Here is a 19,447-nt window from a genome sequence, read left to right as displayed (position 1 = left end):
TGTCATTTTTAGTCTTTTTTTATTTTGTTATCTAAAATAGAAATAAAGGCTTACTTTTTCACCGTGATCCAACTCAAAAGGTTAACTATGGCATTTAGTAAAGGATACGAGGGGATCCAGTCGAAGCTCGGAATAGACATCGCCCAGCTTATACTTGATAGTAGCGATGCGGGGATATGGCTATGGAATATAAAAACAGGTGAAACCATTTTTAATGAAAAATGGGCGGCAATTATTGGTTATAGTTTAGCTGACTTACAGCCGGTATCTATTGATACGTGGCTTGCGCATGCACACCCTGATGATCTCGAAAAATCGCATCGACACCTTCAAGCCCATTTTAGTGGCGAAACTGAGCGCTATATATGCGAAGTCAGAATGAAGCACAAAAAAGGGCACTGGATTAAAGTACTCGACAAAGGCCAAGTGCAAACATGGGATGAAGAGGGGGATCCTGAATGGATGTTTGGCGTTCACATAGATATAACCAATCAGTGGCGAAAAGAGTGCGAAATAGAGTCTTTACATAACAAACTGCAAAAATTTACTGATAACTTACCGGGCCTTGTTTTTCAGTACGTAATAGATAAAAAAGGTCACGGTTCATTTCCTTTCACAACGTCAAAAGTAATAGAAATTTATGGCTGTACGTCAGACCAATTGAAAGAGTCTGATGCTTTTGCCATGCAGGTAATACACCCTGATGATCTGCCTCGTGTGCTGACAAGTATTGAGCGTTCGCGAGTTGAATTATGTGACTGGCATCAAATCTATCGGGTAAATCACCCAAAAAAAGGGCTCATATGGGTTGAAGGTAAATCGTCGCCTATTGCGCGCCATGATGGTTGTTTTGAGTGGAATGGTTACTTAGAAGATGTCAGTGAAGAAGTGACGAGTAATGAAAAAATAAAATTGTTAACCGCCGTCTTTTCAACCACCAGTCGAGGAATTTTAATTACAACCCCAGAGCCACGCATTGTCGATGTTAACCCCGCATTTGAACAAATAACCGGATACAGTAAATCTGAAGTGGTAGGCCAAAGTCCAGCAATACTTTCAGCTAAAAAACAAGGAAAAGAAGTGTACCAACAAATGTGGGCAACACTACTGAGTAAAGGTCGCTGGCAGGGGGAGGTGTGGAACAAGCGTAAATCGGGCGAAATTTTCCCAGAGCTGCTTTCTATCGATGCTTTATATGATGAAAAAGGATGTGTAAGTCATTACATAGGTGCCTTTGATGATATTTCGCTGGCAGTTGAAAAACGTCAATTATTAACTGAGCTGGTTAATCAAGACCCGCTTACTAAGTTACTTAATCGGCGAGGGTTAGATATTCAGTTACGTGCAATCACGCAAAGTACAACGGCAAATAACCCTAAGTTTGCGTTAATTTACCTTGATCTTGATAATTTTAAATTGGTTAACGACACCTTTGGGCATGAACAAGGCGATAGTTTATTGCTTACGATTAGCCAGCAGATAGCGTTACAGCTACGTGAGCAAGATATTCTTGCACGCATAGGAGGTGATGAATTTGTGATTGTACTACCTAGTTTAGCAAAGCCTGAAGTATGCGAAGAAATTGCATTGCGTTGTCAAAAAGCGGTGGAAGTAATTGCAAAAAACTATGCCACTGCCCAGCCTGTCAGCGCAAGTTTTGGTATTGCGCTGTATCCGCATCATGGCAAAAATGTGAAAGAGTTGCTTACCATGGCTGATAAGCAAATGTATAAGATGAAATCGATACCAAAATCGTTACCATTCGGTTGATATTTCAACACTGGGCAGTTTATTGAGTAGCGGCAATAGCGCCCGTTCTTTGCGCAAGTCATTACGTTCATCTTCTAAACTTTTACGCTCATGGTAGAGGTTTTTACGCTGTTGATTATCGAGCTGATTACTGTTTAGTTCAGCACGAATAGTATGTAGCCGACGATCAATTTCTTCTATACGATCATCGATATCAATAAGTCGTTGCTGTACTTGGTAACGGTCGTTACCTTCTTGCCATGCTTTACGAAACGCAGTGCTGTTACACACGCCGTTATAAGGCATGCCTTGCATGGCCAACGTAAAGCCGTTTTCGGGTTCACAATACACATTGAGGCCTTGATCATAACCCGATTTATATTCGCTTATGTCTGCACGCACGCCAAACTCACTGCATTGTGCTAACGCATTTACGCCATCTTGGTATTGGGTGCCATTAACACCATGTTGATAGCCAATGCCATACCAATTTGCTTGCAAACATTCATCTTTACTCAGTGATGTACAACCCGTTAAAACAACCAAAGGCAAAAGAGGGTAAAGCCATTTTTTCATGTGTTTAAGGCTCATAAAAATACGAAATAAGTTCAATAAGTTTAGCGTGTTATTCGTTTTTTGGGTACGTTTAGTTTTATTTTAAAGCAGCTTATTGCCGGTAGGGTAAATAATACATAGCGTGGCTTTTAATAGAGTATAAAGGCCTTATTAAAAGGCCTTTGGTAACATTACAAAAGCATTTAGCGATTGTTTAGTTGTTGGTTGATCTCGTCAAAAATAGAGGCGTCATCAATCGTAGATGGAATGTTTAATTCTTCCCCATCGACTAATTGACGAAGGTTTTTTCTAAGAATTTTCCCTGAACGTGTTTTAGGTAATCGTTCAACATGTAGAATATTTTTCAAACAGGCGATTGCGCCAATTTGATGCCTAACAGCGTGGATTAACTCTTTTTCAACCTCTTTGCTATCACCGAGGTAATCATCTTTTAGAACGATCATCGCCATTGGCAATTGCCCTTTTAGTGAATCACTTACACCAAAAACGGCACATTCAGCAACGGCAGGGTGAGCCGCGACAATTTCTTCCATTTCCCCCGTGGATAGGCGATGACCCGCAACATTAATGACATCATCGGTTCGGCCCATAATGAATAAATAGCCATCGTCATCAATATAACCCCCATCACCAGAGAGGTAATAACCAGGGTACTCACTCAAGTAACCCGCTTTAAAGCGCGCGTCATTTTGCCAGATAGTGGGTAAACAACCCGGAGGTAAAGGCAGTTTTATTACAACCGCGCCGTTTTCATTTGGTGCGCAACGCTCACCATTCATATCTAAAATTTGCACATCGAAGCCCGGTGTGGGCACCGTTGAACTGCCAGGTTTTGTGCCTAGCTGCTCAATGCCAATTGGATTACAAGCAATGGCCCAGCCTGTTTCTGTTTGCCACCAATGATCTAGCACCGGTAATCCCGTGTGCTCTTTAAGCCACTCATACGTCGGAGGGTCAAGGCGTTCACCGGCTAAAAATAAGCGTTCTAACGAGGAGGTATCGTATTTTTTAAAGCCTTCGGCTGTCGGATCTTCTTTTTTGATAGCCCTAAATGCGGTAGGTGCACTGAATAACGCGGTTACCTTGTGCTCTTCTACCACACGCCAAAATGCGCTGGCATCGGGCGTTCTAATGGGTTTGCCTTCATATAAAACGGTGGTACAGCGATAAATAAGAGGTGCATAGACGATGTATGAATGACCGACTACCCACCCGATATCGGAAGCCGCCCAAAAGACCTCGCCCGGCTTCATGCCATAAACCGTCTCCATGCTGTAATGCATTGCAACTGCATGCCCCCCGTTTTCTCTCACCACGCCTTTTGGCGTGCCTGTGGTACCTGAGGTATAAAGGATATAAAGCGGGTCATCCCCATTTACTGCGACAGGCTCTATAGGATCGGCTGCATCGCTGGCCGATTGCCAGTCAATATCGCGACCTGCTTGCATATCGGCTTTTGCTTGTTCACGCTGGTAAATAATGCAGTGTTCAACATGATGCTTTGCGGTTTCAAGGGCTTCATCAAGCAGTGGCTTATATTCAATGACATGATTGATTTCGACCCCACATGATGCGCTAAGCACAAGTTTAGGCTTTGCATCATCGATACGCACGGCAAGTTCGTGGGGTGCAAAACCACCAAAAACCACCGAGTGAATAGCCCCTAGTCGTGCACACGCTAACATGCCAATAACCGCTTCGGGGATCATCGGCATATAAATAACCACGCGATCACCCTTACCAACGCCCAATGAATGCATTAGGCCTGCAAATGTTGCAACGCGACTTTGCAATTCTGAGTAGCTGATTTTTTGTTTTGTGTTTGTAACGGGTGAGTCGTAAATTAATGCTGTTTGTTCGCCGAAACCGGCATCTACATGCTGATCAAGTGCTAAATAACAGGTATTAAGCGTGCCATCGGCAAACCAATGATAAAAATTGTTTTCATCGTTTTGATACGGTGCGCTGGGGGCTTTAAACCACGCAATACGTTTACTTTGCTCAAGCCAAAACTGACCGGGATCGCGCTGAAACTGTTGATATTGTTGTTGATATTCGCCCGACATAAAGAGGCTCCTATACTTTATTTGTGAGAGATTTATATCCGCTCCCCTTGAAGATGCAATGTTAAGTGCTATCACGTGGGAGCGTGGATATTTAAAATGTAGGCGCTTTTTTGGTTAAATAATATGCGACCTTGGTCTGCACTTAATCAAGGCCTGAGAGGCGATAATAGGGTTGTTAGCAGTGTTTTAATCTTAATAATTTTTTAATTAATAAGGTTAAAGTGTTGGTGTGAATGCGTGTAAGAATAAGCGTGCTTGTTGCAGCATAAAGTGAAAAACTAATGTGGTTTTTTACTGCGTGGAGCACCCAGCAATATACCAATATGGCACAGACACACGGCGAGAAATGCACTGATCCCCAAAGCCCCACCATAGCCATTTAAAAGTGGCACAAGATACTCAAAAAGAAGAGAAAAAAGTAAGGCTGCAATGGTAATGGTAAAAATACCAAAGCGTTTAGGGGCACTCATGCCAATAAAAGTGCCGCCAAAAAACGCCACACTGTATAAATCAGCGTGAGGGGTGATATAAACCATCACACAGTAAGCAATAATTGTTAACGAGGCCGAGGCGCGGATGCCGTCAAAGCGATTTTGTTGTGCAAGAAGATAGGTGCCAAATGCGGCAAATATTGACAGTAAAGTAATCGAGAGGTTCATAAAAACGCACTTTTCGTAAACATGTAAAGAGCCACACTGGCAAATGCGACACTGCCTAAGCGACCACCAAAACCAGCAAAAAGATTCATTGTCATGACATATAAGCTCGCACCAAAAAATGAAATTAAACCCAGTTCCCAGTAATTATTAATTAAACTTGATGAGCACATACCTGCAAAGCTGCCCGCATAAATAGCTGCATAGGGGTGAGATTTATACACGCGTGAAAAAGGAATAAAGGTGCCAATTAACCCAGTCCCAGCTGCGGCCACTACAATGGGAACAGTGAATTTATCGTGCAAAATGAAGCTTAAAAAGCAGCCACAAAAGAAACAAATATACTTAACTAAAAAAAAGCTGAAGTGATATGAAATGCGCTGAGTGCACAGTTTAGACATGTGGGGTTGTAAAGCGGACTTAAGCGATTTCATACTTACTTTTAGGTAGTTATAAAGGCGCTAATTTTCACATTTTATACTCATAAAGTACAATACGATAAGGCACTGATTTACGCTCAGCGCCTTATTTTTTATATCGTATTGTTACTACTTATTCGTGTTTATGTGTATTTTTGGTGCCCCGAGTATGGTGGCCATAAAGAGAGACAATTAAAAAGCACAGAAGAGGAATAATAAATGAGCTGGCCGTATCCAATGTATCAATTAATGTTGCTTGGAGTAACGGTAAAAATGCGCCCCCTAGAATCGCCATTACTAATCCTGCAGCGCCAATTTTTGCATCATCGCCGAGTCCCTCGAGTGCCGTGCCATAAATAGTCGGAAACATAAGCGATAAGCAGCCAGAAATACTCACAAGTGCCACCACTCCCAGTAAATTAACTTGAGTGATAACCAAAACACACAGTGCAGCTGCGACTAAAGCCATAATCCGCAGTAATTTAGCGCCACTCAAAAAACGCATGAGCCACGTCATAATAAACCTAGAAATTAAAAAGACGAGCATCGAATACTGTAGCACTTGACCCCCAGTGACTTCATTTGTTGTGAGTGCCTCCATGGTGTAACCAATAGTGTAGGTCCAGACACATGTTTGCGCTCCAACGTTAAAAAACTGCGCAACAACACCAAAACGATAATGCTTATTTTGATATAAGGTTTTAAAAGCGCTTGTTAAATTACGTGATGGAGTGTGGGTGTGCGTTATTGTTTTAGGAGATTTACTAAAAAAGATACACAGCCATAATAAGATTAAACAGCCCGCCATCCCCACGTAAGGCACCATCACTGCACTGAGCTCACTGCTCACAATCGCCTTTAATTGGCTTTCACTCATGAGTGCTCGGTGTGCGTTATCGGCCTGATTTAAACTGGGTAAAATTAACGTGGCGGCCAGAAATACACCGATATTGGTGCCCACTGGGTTGAATGCTTGCGCCAAATTTAGGCGGCGAGTGGCCGATTTTTCGCACCCTAGCTGCATTACATAAGGATTTGCAGAGGTTTCTAAAATAGATAATCCGCCAGCCAGAATAAATAAAGCAAGTAAAAAGTGGCTGTATAGCATTGTTTGGCTCGCCGGATAAAACAACAACGCGCCACATGCGGCCATGGCTAAACCAACCAGCAGACCTGTTTTGTAATTAAAACGACGATTAATTAGAGCCGCAGGCAACGCTAAGCAAAAATAAGCGCCATAGTAACTAAATTGCACCAATGCTGATTGCAGCGCACTCATCGAAAACGTTTTACTGAAAACCTTTACTAAAGGATCGGTCATGTTTGCTGCTGTACCCCATGCAGCGAAACAGGTGGCGAGCAAGATAAATGGCCATAGCATTTGGCGCGATACAATAGCTGATTGTGTTGGCATAGATCACCAGATTGTTGTGTTCATATTGTTGTGGCCGATAGTATTCACGACTCCAGATAATAAATCAACATAGTTGATTTATTATTTTAACTAGCGGATAGTATGGCAAAAAGGTCTAATAGGTGGGTCTTTAACCGTATTAAGAAGGATGCTATGAAGCGTAGTTTATTGCCGACAAGGCGAAGTAATAATGAACGAGCTATTTTGAGCTTGATTAGGCAATGTGAAACGCTGCCCAAAGCACAAATAGCGAAAGCGCTCTCGTTATCTGCACAAGCTGCTACGGTGAATATTAATAAGTTGGAAGAAGATAAATTATTGCTTCGTGATGCCCCTGTAAAAGGGCGAGTAGGGCAGCCAAGTGTACCTTTTCGGCTGAATCCCGATGGCGCTTTTAGCTTTGGTTTAAAGATTGGACGCCGACGTTTTGATTTGATTGTAATTGATTTACAAAGCACGCAAAGAGCCAGTGTATCCGTTGAGGTCAATGTGCCTAACATTGACGAACTCAAGGCTTTTTTGAAAACCAATATCCCACAGCTATTGCGAGAGTTAGGCTGTGACTTAAGCACGCGAGTATGTGGTTTAGGAGTGGCAATGCCTTTTGATATTTGGCATTGGCATGCTGAGAATCCTGAGCAACAAGCGCAATTACTTGAATGGCAACATTTCGATTTAAAAACGTATCTAGAAACTGAATTTGAGCTACCCGTTTACATCAGTAATGACAATAATGCGGCGTGCTGCGCAGAGCTTAGCCTAGGTAATCGTCAAAATTACAGTGATTTTTTATATGTTTATTTGGGTGCGTTTTTAGGTGGCGCGGTCGTGATTAACCGCCAGCTTCTTGAGGGTAAAAGTGGCAACGCGGGCGCAATCGGTTCAATGTTAAATGCTCAGCATGAACAGTTGCTTACGTTATGCTCGTTGCTAGAATTACAAAAACAGTTTGACGCTGCACAGTTAAATTTATCGGTGTATCAGCTTACAGATAGTCAATTTAAAGAACATTATGCCCTGATACTACCTTGGCTTAAAAAGGCGGCTGAGGCGATAAGTGTGGCAATGCATCACAGTTTAAGTTTATTAGATATGCAGGCTGTTGTTATCGACTCACCGTTACCAAAAGACGCATTGGATGTTGTAAGGCAATTAACACTTGAAGCATTTGCACGCTTAGACAGCAGAGGGCTGCGTCTGTGTGACGTTAGTGTTGGGGTCTGTGGTGAAAAAGCGCAGTCAATAGGCAGTGCTCAACTTGCGCTTAGTCATCATTATTTTTGAGCAGCAATGAGTCACCCCATTACTGCTCAAAATGATTATTTCTTATATTGATTAAACCACGCGAGCGTGTATTCAATTTTAGAAATCATGCGTGATGGACGACCCGCAATACCATGCGGTGAACCCGGAACACGTATTAGCACAGTATCGACCTTGCGTAGTTTTAAAGCTTGATAGAATTGCTCCGATTCAGAAATCGGTGTACGGCGGTCTTCTTCGCCAGTCATGATCAGTGAAGGTGTTGTCACATTTCCCACTAAAGACAGAGGCGAGCGTTGCCAATAGTGTTCAACATTATCCCACGGCATTCCTGGGAATTGGTTACGAATTTGACCAATGTAGCTGTCGGCTGTTAGCGTTTTACTTAACCAGTTGATAACCGGTTTTGTGATAGCAGCCGCATTAAAGCGATTTGTTAAACCCACCGCATACGCCGTTGCAATGCCGCCTGCTGAACCACCAGCAATGAACAAGTTGTCTTTATCAATAAAGCCTTTTTCAATCATGGCATCCACGGCGGTATTATGATCGGCAAAGTCTTCTTTTGAGCTGTATTTACCATCAAGAAGTAAGGCAAAGTCTTTACCGTAACTAGTTGAACCACGGTAATTTACATACACAACCACATAACCTTCAGCAGCATAGCGTTGCAGTTCGGCTGTAAAACTTGGGCCATAGGCTAAATGAGGACCACCGTGAATTTCAACCATCAGTGGGTACTGTTTGCTTTCGTCAAAGTCGGGCGGTGTGATGTACCAGCCTTGAATTGCTTGACCATCAAATTGTGATTTCACATTCAGTTCGTGCACTTTGCCCAGTTTTTTGTGGCCTAAAACGTCTTCGTTTAACGAGGTTAACGTTTTGTTTTTGCCTTTGTACAAGTAACCTAAATCAGCAGGGCGGTATTCACTGCCGGTCGTGTAGGCAATGGCACCATTGCGTGCCATGCTAAAGCTACCACTGACATATGGGCGACCTATTGAGGTGCCTGAGACCGTGTCGGTTAAATCGGTGACTTTACCGCGGCTTGATACTTTAGCAAGCTTGCGCTTACCGAAGTCATCATACTGAATAACAAAATCGCCATCACCAAACCATTTGAAGTCGGCCACTGAACGATCCAGCTTTTCTGTTAGGTGTTTTACTGACTTATCATCTAAGTCAAGCACCGACAGTGTCGAGTTTATGTAAGGCACGGGTGCGTTATCGCGGGCAATAAAGGCCAGCTCGTCTGCATCTTTAGCGTAATGAGGGTTACTTTCACGACCCGGAAGGTCTGTTAATTGCGTAAGTTCACCCGTTTTTACATTTATTTCGTATAAATCTGATTCAGTGGTGCGGTACTCCCACTCGTCATGGCGGTCTGAAGAAAAGACGACTTTGGTATTGGTTGGATCCCATGCTAATGGACCGCGGTGTTGGTAATTGCCCGACGTTAATTGGCGGGGTGTGCCACCCGAAACAGGAATCACAAATACATGGCGATAAGCGGGTTCTAAGAAACCGGCACCGTCGGCTTGGTAACGCGCTTTTTCAATTACTTTGACCGGTTTTGACCAATCGGCACCTTTCGGTTTTTTTGGTAACTTAACCGATTTCGCAAACGCCGATTTACCTTCAGGAATGCTCATTGTAAAAGCAATGTGCTCAGCGTCATGTGACCACGTTAAGTCGCCTACTGATTTTGGTAATTGCGTTAACAGTGCTTGTTTGTCTTGTGCTAACCAGTAAACGTGTAATTGGTTTGAGCCACTTTTATTACTGGTGAACGCAATTTTTTGGCTGTCTGGCGACCACGTTGGCTGACTGTAATTGTGCTCATCAGAAAAAAGTGGAGTGTGTTGCCCTGATTTTAAATCGTAAAGCCAAAAGCTGCGTTTGTTACCATCTTTCATGATGTCGTAGCCACTTCGCACATAAACGATTTTTTTACCGTCAGGGCTTATTTGCGGGTCGCCCGCGTATTCAAGTTGGAAAATATCCTCAGAAACAAATTTGTCGTTCGCGTAAACCTGCGCTGTTGTTGCAGCACACAGCAAACTGGCCCCAATAATGATGTGTTTTTTTAATTGCATGTTAGCGTCTTTTTTTAGCCGTAAAATTTCATCCTAAAAGCTGACCATAAATCACGCAAGGACAATGAGATAAAGCAGCACTAACTGAAGTTGAAAAACGCATCCCAGCGTTTATCTAAGCGTTGTTTTGCTGTTTTTAAATCAACGGCAAGGTATTGACCCTTGTTTTCACTGACCAATTCAAGATTGACTAGTTTATTAATTGCATCGTCTATTTCAAAATCAACAGTGCAGTGGTGATTGTTGCTAAACCAAGTTTCAATGGTGTCATCGAGTTGCTTGGCAGTCATGGCTGCGTTTGCGTGCAGTAAAAAGGTATAGGCTAGGAGTGCTTCTTTTACGTCTTCTTCTTCGGCCGCATCGACCAAGGTATGAAACACGCCTGCATTATTATCGAGGTTTTTAAAGTACAGGTTATCGGCTAAGGCTTTCATAAAGCGAATTTTACGGTTTTTAAATTTACTCCACTCTTTAAAGATAAAACTGCCGAACACCCCCATACCAATGGCAAAGGTGATAAAGTGCTGTTGGCTCATATGCACTTCTTCACTGCGCCAGCCACCCCAAAATGCAAGCATGGCAATTAACAGTAAAATTGATGCGCCAAGCTTAGTAACAAGCACCACGGCTCCCCCGATAAGGGCTGATGAGCCAATAATGAGTTTATCAATGGGGCGCATTTTTACTTCGCTGTTTGGAAACAGCATTTCTAAATCGGCTTTGGGGACGTTTTGAAACAATTTGACGATTGTTGAACTAGGCTCAAAACCCACTGGCATGCGGCCTTTATCGATAAAGTATTGTTGGTCTTTAAAGCGGATAAAAACCGCAACCCGATCGTAATTAGTAAACGATATGTGCTTTTTTTTCAGCCCCCACCAGGTGCGTAACGTTTCGGTTTTTTGTGATTCGCCTCTGCGATAAAACACCACTTCAGCGAAGTCATCAAACTCGACTTCTAAACGCACTTTAAACAAAGACTCTTCGGTTAATGCCTCTTGTAAGTCTTGAGTCGTGATGGTTTCAAAATTAGCGGCATTGAGCACTGTGGCAAAGTGCTTAGCAAATTCGTTTTGGTACTTTCTGCGCGCCTCTTCATTAATCGACGTGAGTGAGCGAGTGTCTGAGTTAGGATCAAATGGCGCATAGCTATTTTTTAATGACTCAAGCAAGCCGTGATACTGATAATGAATAACACTTTGCAATAAGCTGCAAAACTCTAGAAATGAGGCACGGTGTTGCGCATCTAAATAATCATTGCATAGGGTGATAATGTCGTGCTTTCGAAAGGGAATAAAACGTGCGTTAGTCATTACATTGGGTATGAGTCGTTAGTGATGGCACAGATAATAAGAAAATATCGGCTTGAATGCGACACCTTATATCCTATGGTACTAATTTGGGTAATTTTATTACCCCTTATGTCTTGTTTTTAGATTAATTACTCCAGCCCAAATGCTGGTTTTTAGGTGAACAGAGTGTAATTTTCTGTACATCTATTTACCCTTTGATACTGTTTGTTCACTTGCTGTAAATTGTAGTTATGCCTATGAATGAGACGATGATTCCTCTTGAGGGGAGTGCTAATTCTGCTCCTGCCCCGATACTTTTGAAGCAATTATTTATTAGCTTCTTTATTGTAACTCTGTTGTGTATTGTGGTGGGTTATTTATCAATTTTTAATCGTCTAGAAGTCAATATTTATATAAATGGCGTACTCTCTGATGTGATTAATTTATTGATCCTAATTTTTATCTTTTCATTTGTACAAACGTCGGCGGTTGCTAAGTTAAGTTACTTATTTTTGAGCAGTGGGATCTATTTATGGAGTATTGGCTTAACCTTCGACTTTCTTGATGAGCTGGTTTATCAACCGGTATGGATTGGTATTTATATCGAAGACATGTTTAGAACAATTGGCATGTTAGTCACCAGCTTTGGGTTGTTTTTGGCTTTGTCAGACTTAGCAAAAGCGCACAAAAACTTAGCTGAAGAGCTTAAAACAGATGTACTCACCAAAGCCTATAACCGCCGCTATTTTTACCATTTTGTACAGTTAAACCAAACCAAAACACACAGCTTAGTTATTATCGATATTGATCACTTTAAAGCAATTAATGATGAACACGGTCATGATGTGGGCGATCAAGTCTTGATCGACTTTGTTTATCAGTGCCGACAACAGCTTGATCCGAGTATTTTATTTGCCCGCATAGGGGGAGAAGAGTTTGCGCTTTATATTCCCACAGATGATCTCAATGTGGTGCAAACGATATGTGAGCAGTTATTAGGTTTAGCAAATAATGTGATGATTTCACCCGGTAAAACGCTCAGTGTCAGTGCGGGATCAGCGATAAAAAAGAGCAACCGAAACCTTTAGCAGCACCATGAAACGAGCCGATCAGGCGTTGTATCAAGCTAAAAATCAAGGACGTAGCCGCTATATCCACGCACCGTAAGCGACGGTTAATCATTTTTGCTGTAACCTTAAAAGCAACACGATTGTTAAGGATAAATGATGGGTATAGCAAAAAAAGCTTAAGCAAAAAACACGGCAGTTTGTTGATTCTAAACATATGCTGAGATCAATCACGATCGCCTCGTTTTTAGAATCGACTATTGTGCCCATACCTCTTGAAGCGGTGCTTGTGCCACTTATGCAAGCGCGCCGCGAAAAGTTGTGGTTAATTGCGCTGATGGCGACAGTCGGGTGTATTATCGGTGCTGTATTTGGCTATGCGTTAGGGTATTACTTATTTGATGTAGTTGGGGATTGGGTTATCAATACCTTTTCAAACCCTGAGCAATTCGAGCAAGTAAAACAAAAGATGCAAGGGCAAGGATTTTGGTTTGTGTTGAGTCTTGGCATTATCCCCATTCCGTTTCAAATTGCGATGTTAGCCGCGGGGGCAACAAAGTTTTCGTTGGTGCTGTTTTTACTTGCGACCGTGATAGCACGCTCTATTCGATATTTTGGTTTAGCGCTTGTGGTGTATTACGCAGGTAATCATGCTGAACGCATTATTCAAAAGCATAAAACCAAAGCATTGGTAGGGCTGTCGATTTTAGTGTTACTACTTTGGTGGTTAAGTACGCTGATTTAATTTATTTCGTGCCTATAAATTTAGTTATTCTGTCTATACTTAGCGGGTAATGGACGCTAATTATAGACAGGATATATCATGAATACCTTTGTGGCTGCGTTGCCCATTTTTTTACTCATATGGATGATGGTTAAGCGCAGTCCCGTGCCTTCTTATGTTGCACTCCCTGTGTCGGCATTGGCTGGTGTGCTGCTTCAGTTACTTTATTTTCAAGCCGATCCTCGTTTACTCCTCGCCAACTCCTTTATGGGCATGTTGTCGGTACTGACTCCTATTTCAATTATCGCCGGGGCAATTTTACTTAATCGAATGTTAGCGGTGTCGGGTGGTGAAACCACGATTAAGCATTGGTTAGAGTCGATTAGCGGTAATCACGTTGCGCAGTTAATGATTATAGGGTGGGCGTTTGCATTTATGCTCGAAGGCGCGTCGGGGTTTGGCACCCCCGCGGCAATTGCGGCACCTATTTTAGTCGGGCTTGGCTTTTCGCCTTTTAAAGTGATTGTGTTTACGCTTATTTTAAACTCGATTCCTGTGTCGTTTGGGGCTGTGGGAACGCCAACGTGGTTTGGTTTTTCGGCACTTTCGTTAAACGAGCAACAGGTGTTGGCTATCTCTCAGTGGACAGCGCTGTGTCATGTGGTTGCCGCTTTGGTGATACCCATGATTGCGCTGTGTTTAGTATTGCCTTTTCACACGGTGCGCAAAAACAGCGTTTTTGTTTATTTAAGTGTGCTGTCATGTGTTTTACCTTATTGGTTGTTTGCGCAGTGGAATTACGAGTTTCCATCACTCATTGGCGGAGCAGTGGGGTTATTGGTGACTATATTTTTGGCAAAAAAGGGCATTGGACTGGTTAAGTCACAACAGCCCCCCGTCTCTAATAAGCCAATAGATGGCAAGGCGTTATTCTTGGCTTTTTTTCCGCTTGTGTTATTGATTTTGGTGCTTGTGCTGACGCGTATTCATCAGTTAGGTATTAAAGCACTTTTAAATGATGAAACCGTTTGGTTGAGTATTCATTTAGGATTTGCCCAATTTGAGCTCAGTAAAGCACTGATAATATCGTTGCATGAGCTGTTCGGTACAGCCGTTAGTTGGTCATATAAAACCTTGTTTGTGCCAGCACTGATCCCGTTTGTGTTGGTGGTATTGGTGAGTGTTCCGCTGCTTAAGATGAATAAAAAGCAGGTGTCGCACATGGTTCATGACACCTTAAGCCGAATTGCATTGCCTTGTGTGGCATTAATTGGCGCGTTAGTGATGGTGAATGTGTTAATGCAAGGAGGGCATAAGGCGCCGATATTTTATATCGCCAATACGTTTGCTAATTTAACCGGTGAGCATTGGGTGTTATTTGCATCATACCTTGGTGCGCTAGGTACGTTTTTTTCGGGGTCTGCGACAGTGTCTAATCTTACTTTTGGGGGGATTCAATATGGTATTGCCCAACAGGTTGGGTTATCAGAAACCTTAGTGCTGGCTCTTCAATCGACAGGAGCGGCAATGGGCAACATGATTTGTATCAGCAACATTATTGCTGTGGCCAGTATTGTTGGGGTGAACAATCAAGAAGGCCCCGTGCTTAAAAAAACCTTTTTCCCAATGCTGATTTATGGGGCGCTGGTGGGCTGTTTTAGTTACCTGTTTTATCGCTAAGGTAATGCCACAGGTCGCCTTACTTAATAAAAAAGGTGTTGAGATAAGCCCAACACCTTAGCGGAGTCACTTTAGCGGTTATTTCAGCGCTTTTTTCACTTCACGCCAGTCAATAATCTTAAAGTTTTGCGGTGCTTGTGGCATGCGGTTATAGCCATCTTGCACAATTAACACTCCTTCAGGATAGCCCGGCAGAGGGGTTGCTGTGACCGTTAATCCGTCGGTTTCTGAAACGCCGTCAATGGCACGTTCAAGGTTATTACTAATTGCGAATTTACCAGCAAATTCAAGGCGTGGCACGTTGCCGTCGATGATTTTATACAGCACATAGCTGTTATCTCCTTGACTAGACACGACTAAATAACGCGTATCTGTGGCGTGATAAATTTCCATGCCTTCTATGTCATCAACCAACATGTCGTTGATTGTTTGTAACATCACGGGCTGTGTGCCTGCTGTTGGTTCAGCGCCAATAAACCAAATACCTTCGTCTTCTTCACCTAAAAAGAGTTCCCCGGTTTTATCATCCGCGCTGCAACCCTCTGGTTGGCTCGGTACATTAAATTCTCGCACCAGCTTGGCATTAACTGAGGTGGCGTTACCGGTTAATTTGTACTGTTGAAATAGCCCCGATTTATCATTCATGAACACGTAGTTACCCGTGGATGATGAATACATACACATACCGTAAATCTCAGTCAGTGTGGTTGGCAATTCGGCTAAGTGTTGCACCTTGTTTTGTGTATCAACGGTATACACACTGATACTGTTATGAGTGCGGTTACTGCCGGTGATCCACGTATGGGCTGGGTTATCAATGCTATTATTCTGGCGTACATCAACGTTATTTAAACGGCCCGTTTCTAATGCTTGAAGCTCGTTCCCTGCAAGGTTATACACCATTAAACCGCGGCGTTTATCAGTGCCAAGAATTAAGCTGTGCGCTTTATCATGTGTGTTGATCCATATTGCAGGATCGTCAGCGGCGTCTCCAAAAGCTCGCACAGCATCTGTTTGCGCTTGTGCGGTAATGTAAGTGACCGCCTGTTTGGTAGGTTTTACCTGTTCTTGATACGGCGTGTTGATGAAGCCTTTTACATAATGCCCCGATTCATCATCGTAAAAAACAATATCAGCTTTGGTGTTGTTAAAGTGGACCGCTGCTGATTCGAGTGCTAAGTCACCTGCAAATTGCCAGCTGCTGAAGCGTTTATCTTTGCTCTCATAGCGATGTAGCGTGTTATCTTCAGTGGTTGTAAACCACAGGCTGCCATCGCTTGTCGTGCTTAAGCCGCCAATCTCAGGAACCAAGTTGCCAAATGGGGCCATAAGTGCGACAGGCGTTTTATCTGCACGCGACTCGGCATCGGCATTAATTCGCCAAATACCCACCTCTCCCTCACTTAAGTAAAGGGTTTTATTGTGATCGTCGACCGCACAGCCAGATGTGTCACTTATTCCTGCAAATTCACGTAATTCAAGGTTTAAAGGGTGATTGTTTTTGACATCATAAACCAAGGTTTCGCGAATAAGGCCGCGCGCATCACTCACAAACGCCGACACCGCGTGTGTGGTTGAGTTTGAAAATAAACACACCGCTTCGGGTTTCGCTTTTGGTGGCGTAATTCTGCTTAACGTTTTTAATTGCCATTGGGCATCTTTTTGAAGTTTAAATATAACGGCTTGGTCTGTTTCATTGTCAATACTTGCGACAAGGTAGTGGCCGTTATCAAGCGCCTTCACCGACAAGGTTTCAAAGTTACCGCTTTGTAAAGTATGGCTGTTGCCCATTTCATCAATGAGTTGTAACCCTTGGCTTTCTGAGCTTATTAACCATGTGTTATTGGTGAGTGCTGCTGCTTGTGAACCTTGTACATTTTCAGTGGGTCCAAATGCGCGAACCTGATTAGCACTGTCGACAGGGGCGTTTGTTTGGCTACAAGCCGCCACTGTACTGAGCAAAATAGCACTGGCGATAAGGTTAAATGATTGTGTGATATTCATGTGATTTCCCAAGATAAAACAAGGCAGCAATGAGCTGCCTTAAAACGGTCTATTAAAATTAAAATGCGTAACGCAGCATTAATTGAATAACAGGCCCTGCTTCTTCAGACTCCAGCTCATACTCGTCAAAGTCACGGTTGACTTGATCATCAAGCGTATCGAATTTGTTGAACGTTTCGTCTTTGCTTGCATCGAGCAAATTTGAGCCGACTAATCGTAGGGTGATGTCTTGCCAGCGTTTTTCTACGAATACCTCAAGGTCGGCTCCGTAGTGTGTTGTTACTTCTTCACCCACTATGCGGCCATACGCATCGCCTTGTTTACGGTATGTGGCACCAAATGAAGCGCCCAGATCTGGTAAGTCTTGAATAAAGCCAACGTTAAATACGTAGTCAGATTGGTCATTAAACTTACGTGAACCAAAATTGTCATTAACGTCAGAGTCAAGCCATGAATAGTTAAAGAAAATCCCTGTATTTGGCATACTTAAGGCTGTTAAAGGTGTTGATAAATCAAGCTCAATCCCTTTTACATTACCATCACCGGTGTTGCGCGGTTGCAAAATATAGGTGCCTTCGCCTTCAGAACCTTGTTGGCTGGTATTGGCAACTTCAATTAAGTCACTTACATCACGGTAGAACACGTTAACACCCACTACACCGCTTTTACCTAACCGGTATTCGTAGCCAAGATCCATCCCCCACGATGATTCGGGTTGTAGGTCTGGATTACCTAAAAAGTCGTTATCACCCAGCTCTTTTTCAAGCAGAGCAGGGGTAATGTAGTCAAAATCTGGGCGACGTAAGCTACGAGCCACAGAGGCGCTAACACGGCCGTTTTCAGAAACGTTGTAGCGTAAGTGGGCCGATGGTAAGAAAAAATCGTAATCATTCTTCGCCGTCACATCATTGACATTATCCGTGATGGTTGAGTCGGTTGTTTCGTAGCGTACCCCCATTTCCCACGAGAAATCTTGGTCTTCGTGTTTGATGAGTGCGAATACATCTAGACGGTCTTCTTTAAGCTTATTTACACCCCCCGCGGCGGCTTCAAATTCATTGTTAAAGCCGGCAAGTGACAGTGGGTTTTGACTAAATTGATCCCAACTTGCAAAACTTTGCTCATTTTCATCTTCTGCTTGATAAACCGCTGTATCACGCTCTTTACCTTGCACAAATGCACCAAACTGAATGGTTTTATTTTCACCAGCAAATAGGCTATGTTGCCATTGCAGTGACCACTCTTTATCGTCGATATCAACGGTTTCTTCCTCTTCTTCGAACACCATTGGGAGTTCTGAGGTATCAATTTCGACCTCTTGCTCGTAGACCGACTCTTCGAAGCGGGCATAACCTACTTTAAATTTACTGGTGCCACCAAATAGCGGTAACTCGTACCCAGAGTTAATGTTGTAGTTAGTTTGATCAATGAAAGACACATTGGCGTTATCGGTTTCGAGGTTTCCGCCTTCTGCAATTGCGTTACTTGTTGCTGTTGGGTCATCGTATTCAAATGAGCGTTCATCTTCAGTCCGGTCGGTATCAACCCAAATGGCACTGATATCAAACTTGCTGCCATTATCAAAGGCAATTTCGTAACTGGCATTCAGTGACGTGTCGTCGCCATCGCGAATATCAGATTGATCTTCGCGGTTATCAAATTCTTCAGTTTTGTAATTTTCGTTGTTTTCAGGGCTGTCGCCATACCGCAAGCTAGATTTTTGTTTTGGGTTATAGCGTCCTTGTAAGTTTGCGCCAAGTAACAAACGCCCACCGGCAAATTCAGTACCGTACACACCTGCAAAGCTTTCTTTTAATTCGCCGTCGTCGTAACGCAGGCCGCCAGCACGAATATAACCACCGTCTAAGCTGTAGCCATCACGCAGAACAATATTAAGGGTTCCTGCAATTGCATCGGCAGAACGATTAGCACTTGAAGCGCGAATGATTTCTACACGCTCGATCAGTTCAGCAGGAATGCGGTCAACAAAGAATGAGCGATCAGCGCCTGCCCCTGGTACTTCTTCACCATTAATAAGTACTTTAGTGTAAGCCGGGCTCAAGCCACGCATACGGGCGCCATCTGACTCTAATACGTCAGATAAAAATGTCACACTAGGAACACGTTTTAAAGCATCACCAGCGGTAAGTGGCTCAAAACGTTGAAAGTACTCTTGTGAGTATTCAAGGGTTGGGGCCAGCTCTTGTGAACGGTTGCGATAACCTATTTCACCATACACAACGAGCTCTTCTGATACTTTTACTTTCTTTTCATTGTTGGTGTCTGACTCTTGTGCAAAGGCACCGAATTGACATAAGGCGAGGGCGCTTACAAGTGCCTTCGTTTTAAACTGTTTCATGGATTTGCTCCTACTTGTCCTTGGTTTGGTGAGCAAAGTACCCAGCTTAAATGACGCAAATGTGACAGAAAACCACTGGCAG

General features: G+C 43.1%; 14 protein-coding genes. 5 read left to right on the top strand and 9 right to left on the bottom strand.

Annotated features, from left to right (window positions below; translation table 11 throughout):
- Nucleotides 1-87: 87 nt before the first annotated feature.
- The gene (locus IT970_RS11165; RefSeq protein WP_065978602.1) at nucleotides 88-1,770 is read left to right on the top strand and encodes a sensor domain-containing diguanylate cyclase; all 1,683 of its coding nucleotides are present in this window, start codon (nucleotides 88-90) and stop codon (nucleotides 1,768-1,770) included.
- Here IT970_RS11165 and IT970_RS11160 read toward each other — a convergent pair.
- The 5 genes from IT970_RS11160 to fucP all read right to left on the bottom strand — a co-directional run bounded on the left by IT970_RS11160 (nucleotide 1,756) and on the right by fucP (nucleotide 6,880).
- Complete coding sequence (locus IT970_RS11160; protein WP_083202730.1) at nucleotides 1,756-2,325, bottom strand: DUF2799 domain-containing protein; 570 nt, start codon at nucleotides 2,323-2,325, stop codon at nucleotides 1,756-1,758. The two genes, IT970_RS11165 and IT970_RS11160, sit on opposite strands and share 15 nt — an antisense overlap.
- Nucleotides 2,326-2,507: 182 nt before the next feature.
- A complete protein-coding gene (locus tag IT970_RS11155; protein WP_269216525.1) occupies nucleotides 2,508-4,412 on the bottom strand; it encodes a propionyl-CoA synthetase in 1,905 nt (634 codons plus the stop codon).
- Nucleotides 4,413-4,669: 257 nt separating this feature from the next.
- Nucleotides 4,670-5,050 (bottom strand): hypothetical protein, encoded by a 381-nt coding sequence (locus IT970_RS11150; RefSeq protein WP_036966804.1) that lies wholly within the window; start codon nucleotides 5,048-5,050, stop codon nucleotides 4,670-4,672.
- The gene (locus IT970_RS11145; protein ID WP_051501736.1) at nucleotides 5,047-5,448 is read right to left on the bottom strand and encodes a hypothetical protein; all 402 of its coding nucleotides are present in this window, start codon (nucleotides 5,446-5,448) and stop codon (nucleotides 5,047-5,049) included. Before IT970_RS11145 ends, IT970_RS11150 begins: the two co-directional genes overlap by 4 nt.
- A gap of 151 nt (nucleotides 5,449-5,599) precedes the next feature.
- Nucleotides 5,600-6,880: an L-fucose:H+ symporter permease gene (fucP, locus tag IT970_RS11140; RefSeq protein ID WP_036969114.1), complete on the bottom strand. Its 1,281-nt coding sequence runs from the start codon at nucleotides 6,878-6,880 to the stop codon at nucleotides 5,600-5,602.
- A 153-nt stretch (nucleotides 6,881-7,033) separates the two neighbouring features.
- On the opposite strand from fucP, the gene IT970_RS11135 reads away from it, so the two are divergent.
- Nucleotides 7,034-8,164, top strand: coding sequence for an ROK family transcriptional regulator (locus IT970_RS11135; protein ID WP_065978599.1), 1,131 nt, complete (start codon nucleotides 7,034-7,036; stop codon nucleotides 8,162-8,164).
- A gap of 35 nt (nucleotides 8,165-8,199) precedes the next feature.
- On the opposite strand, the gene IT970_RS11130 is transcribed toward IT970_RS11135, so the two are convergent.
- Nucleotides 8,200-10,239, bottom strand: coding sequence for a S9 family peptidase (locus IT970_RS11130; RefSeq protein WP_065978598.1), 2,040 nt, complete (start codon nucleotides 10,237-10,239; stop codon nucleotides 8,200-8,202).
- An 80-nt stretch (nucleotides 10,240-10,319) separates the two neighbouring features.
- A complete protein-coding gene (locus tag IT970_RS11125; RefSeq protein ID WP_036966811.1) occupies nucleotides 10,320-11,552 on the bottom strand; it encodes a TMEM143 family protein in 1,233 nt (410 codons plus the stop codon).
- 236 nt (nucleotides 11,553-11,788) lie between these two features.
- On the opposite strand from IT970_RS11125, the gene IT970_RS11120 reads away from it, so the two are divergent.
- From IT970_RS11120 to IT970_RS11105, 3 genes are all read left to right on the top strand, one after another.
- A complete protein-coding gene (locus IT970_RS11120; RefSeq protein WP_196857334.1) occupies nucleotides 11,789-12,619 on the top strand; it encodes a GGDEF domain-containing protein in 831 nt (276 codons plus the stop codon).
- 196 nt (nucleotides 12,620-12,815) lie between these two features.
- Nucleotides 12,816-13,343 (top strand): YqaA family protein, encoded by a 528-nt coding sequence (locus IT970_RS11110; RefSeq protein ID WP_196857333.1) that lies wholly within the window; start codon nucleotides 12,816-12,818, stop codon nucleotides 13,341-13,343.
- A gap of 78 nt (nucleotides 13,344-13,421) precedes the next feature.
- Nucleotides 13,422-15,002, top strand: coding sequence for an L-lactate permease (locus IT970_RS11105; RefSeq protein WP_230235390.1), 1,581 nt, complete (start codon nucleotides 13,422-13,424; stop codon nucleotides 15,000-15,002).
- A gap of 78 nt (nucleotides 15,003-15,080) precedes the next feature.
- Here IT970_RS11105 and IT970_RS11100 read toward each other — a convergent pair whose 3' ends face one another.
- Both IT970_RS11100 and IT970_RS11095 read right to left on the bottom strand, forming a co-directional pair.
- Nucleotides 15,081-17,006, bottom strand: coding sequence for a phytase (locus tag IT970_RS11100; RefSeq protein ID WP_074988991.1), 1,926 nt, complete (start codon nucleotides 17,004-17,006; stop codon nucleotides 15,081-15,083).
- Nucleotides 17,007-17,064: 58 nt separating this feature from the next.
- Nucleotides 17,065-19,365, bottom strand: a complete 2,301-nt coding sequence (locus IT970_RS11095; protein WP_196857332.1) for a TonB-dependent receptor plug domain-containing protein — start codon at nucleotides 19,363-19,365, stop codon at nucleotides 17,065-17,067.
- Nucleotides 19,366-19,447 lie beyond the last annotated feature (82 nt).

Source organism: Pseudoalteromonas sp. A41-2 (assembly GCF_015767615.1).
GTDB classification, from domain to species: Bacteria; Pseudomonadota; Gammaproteobacteria; order Enterobacterales; family Alteromonadaceae; genus Pseudoalteromonas; species Pseudoalteromonas lipolytica.
The sequence above is the reverse complement of the archived record's forward strand: the minus strand, read 5'-3'. Positions and strand labels throughout refer to the sequence as shown.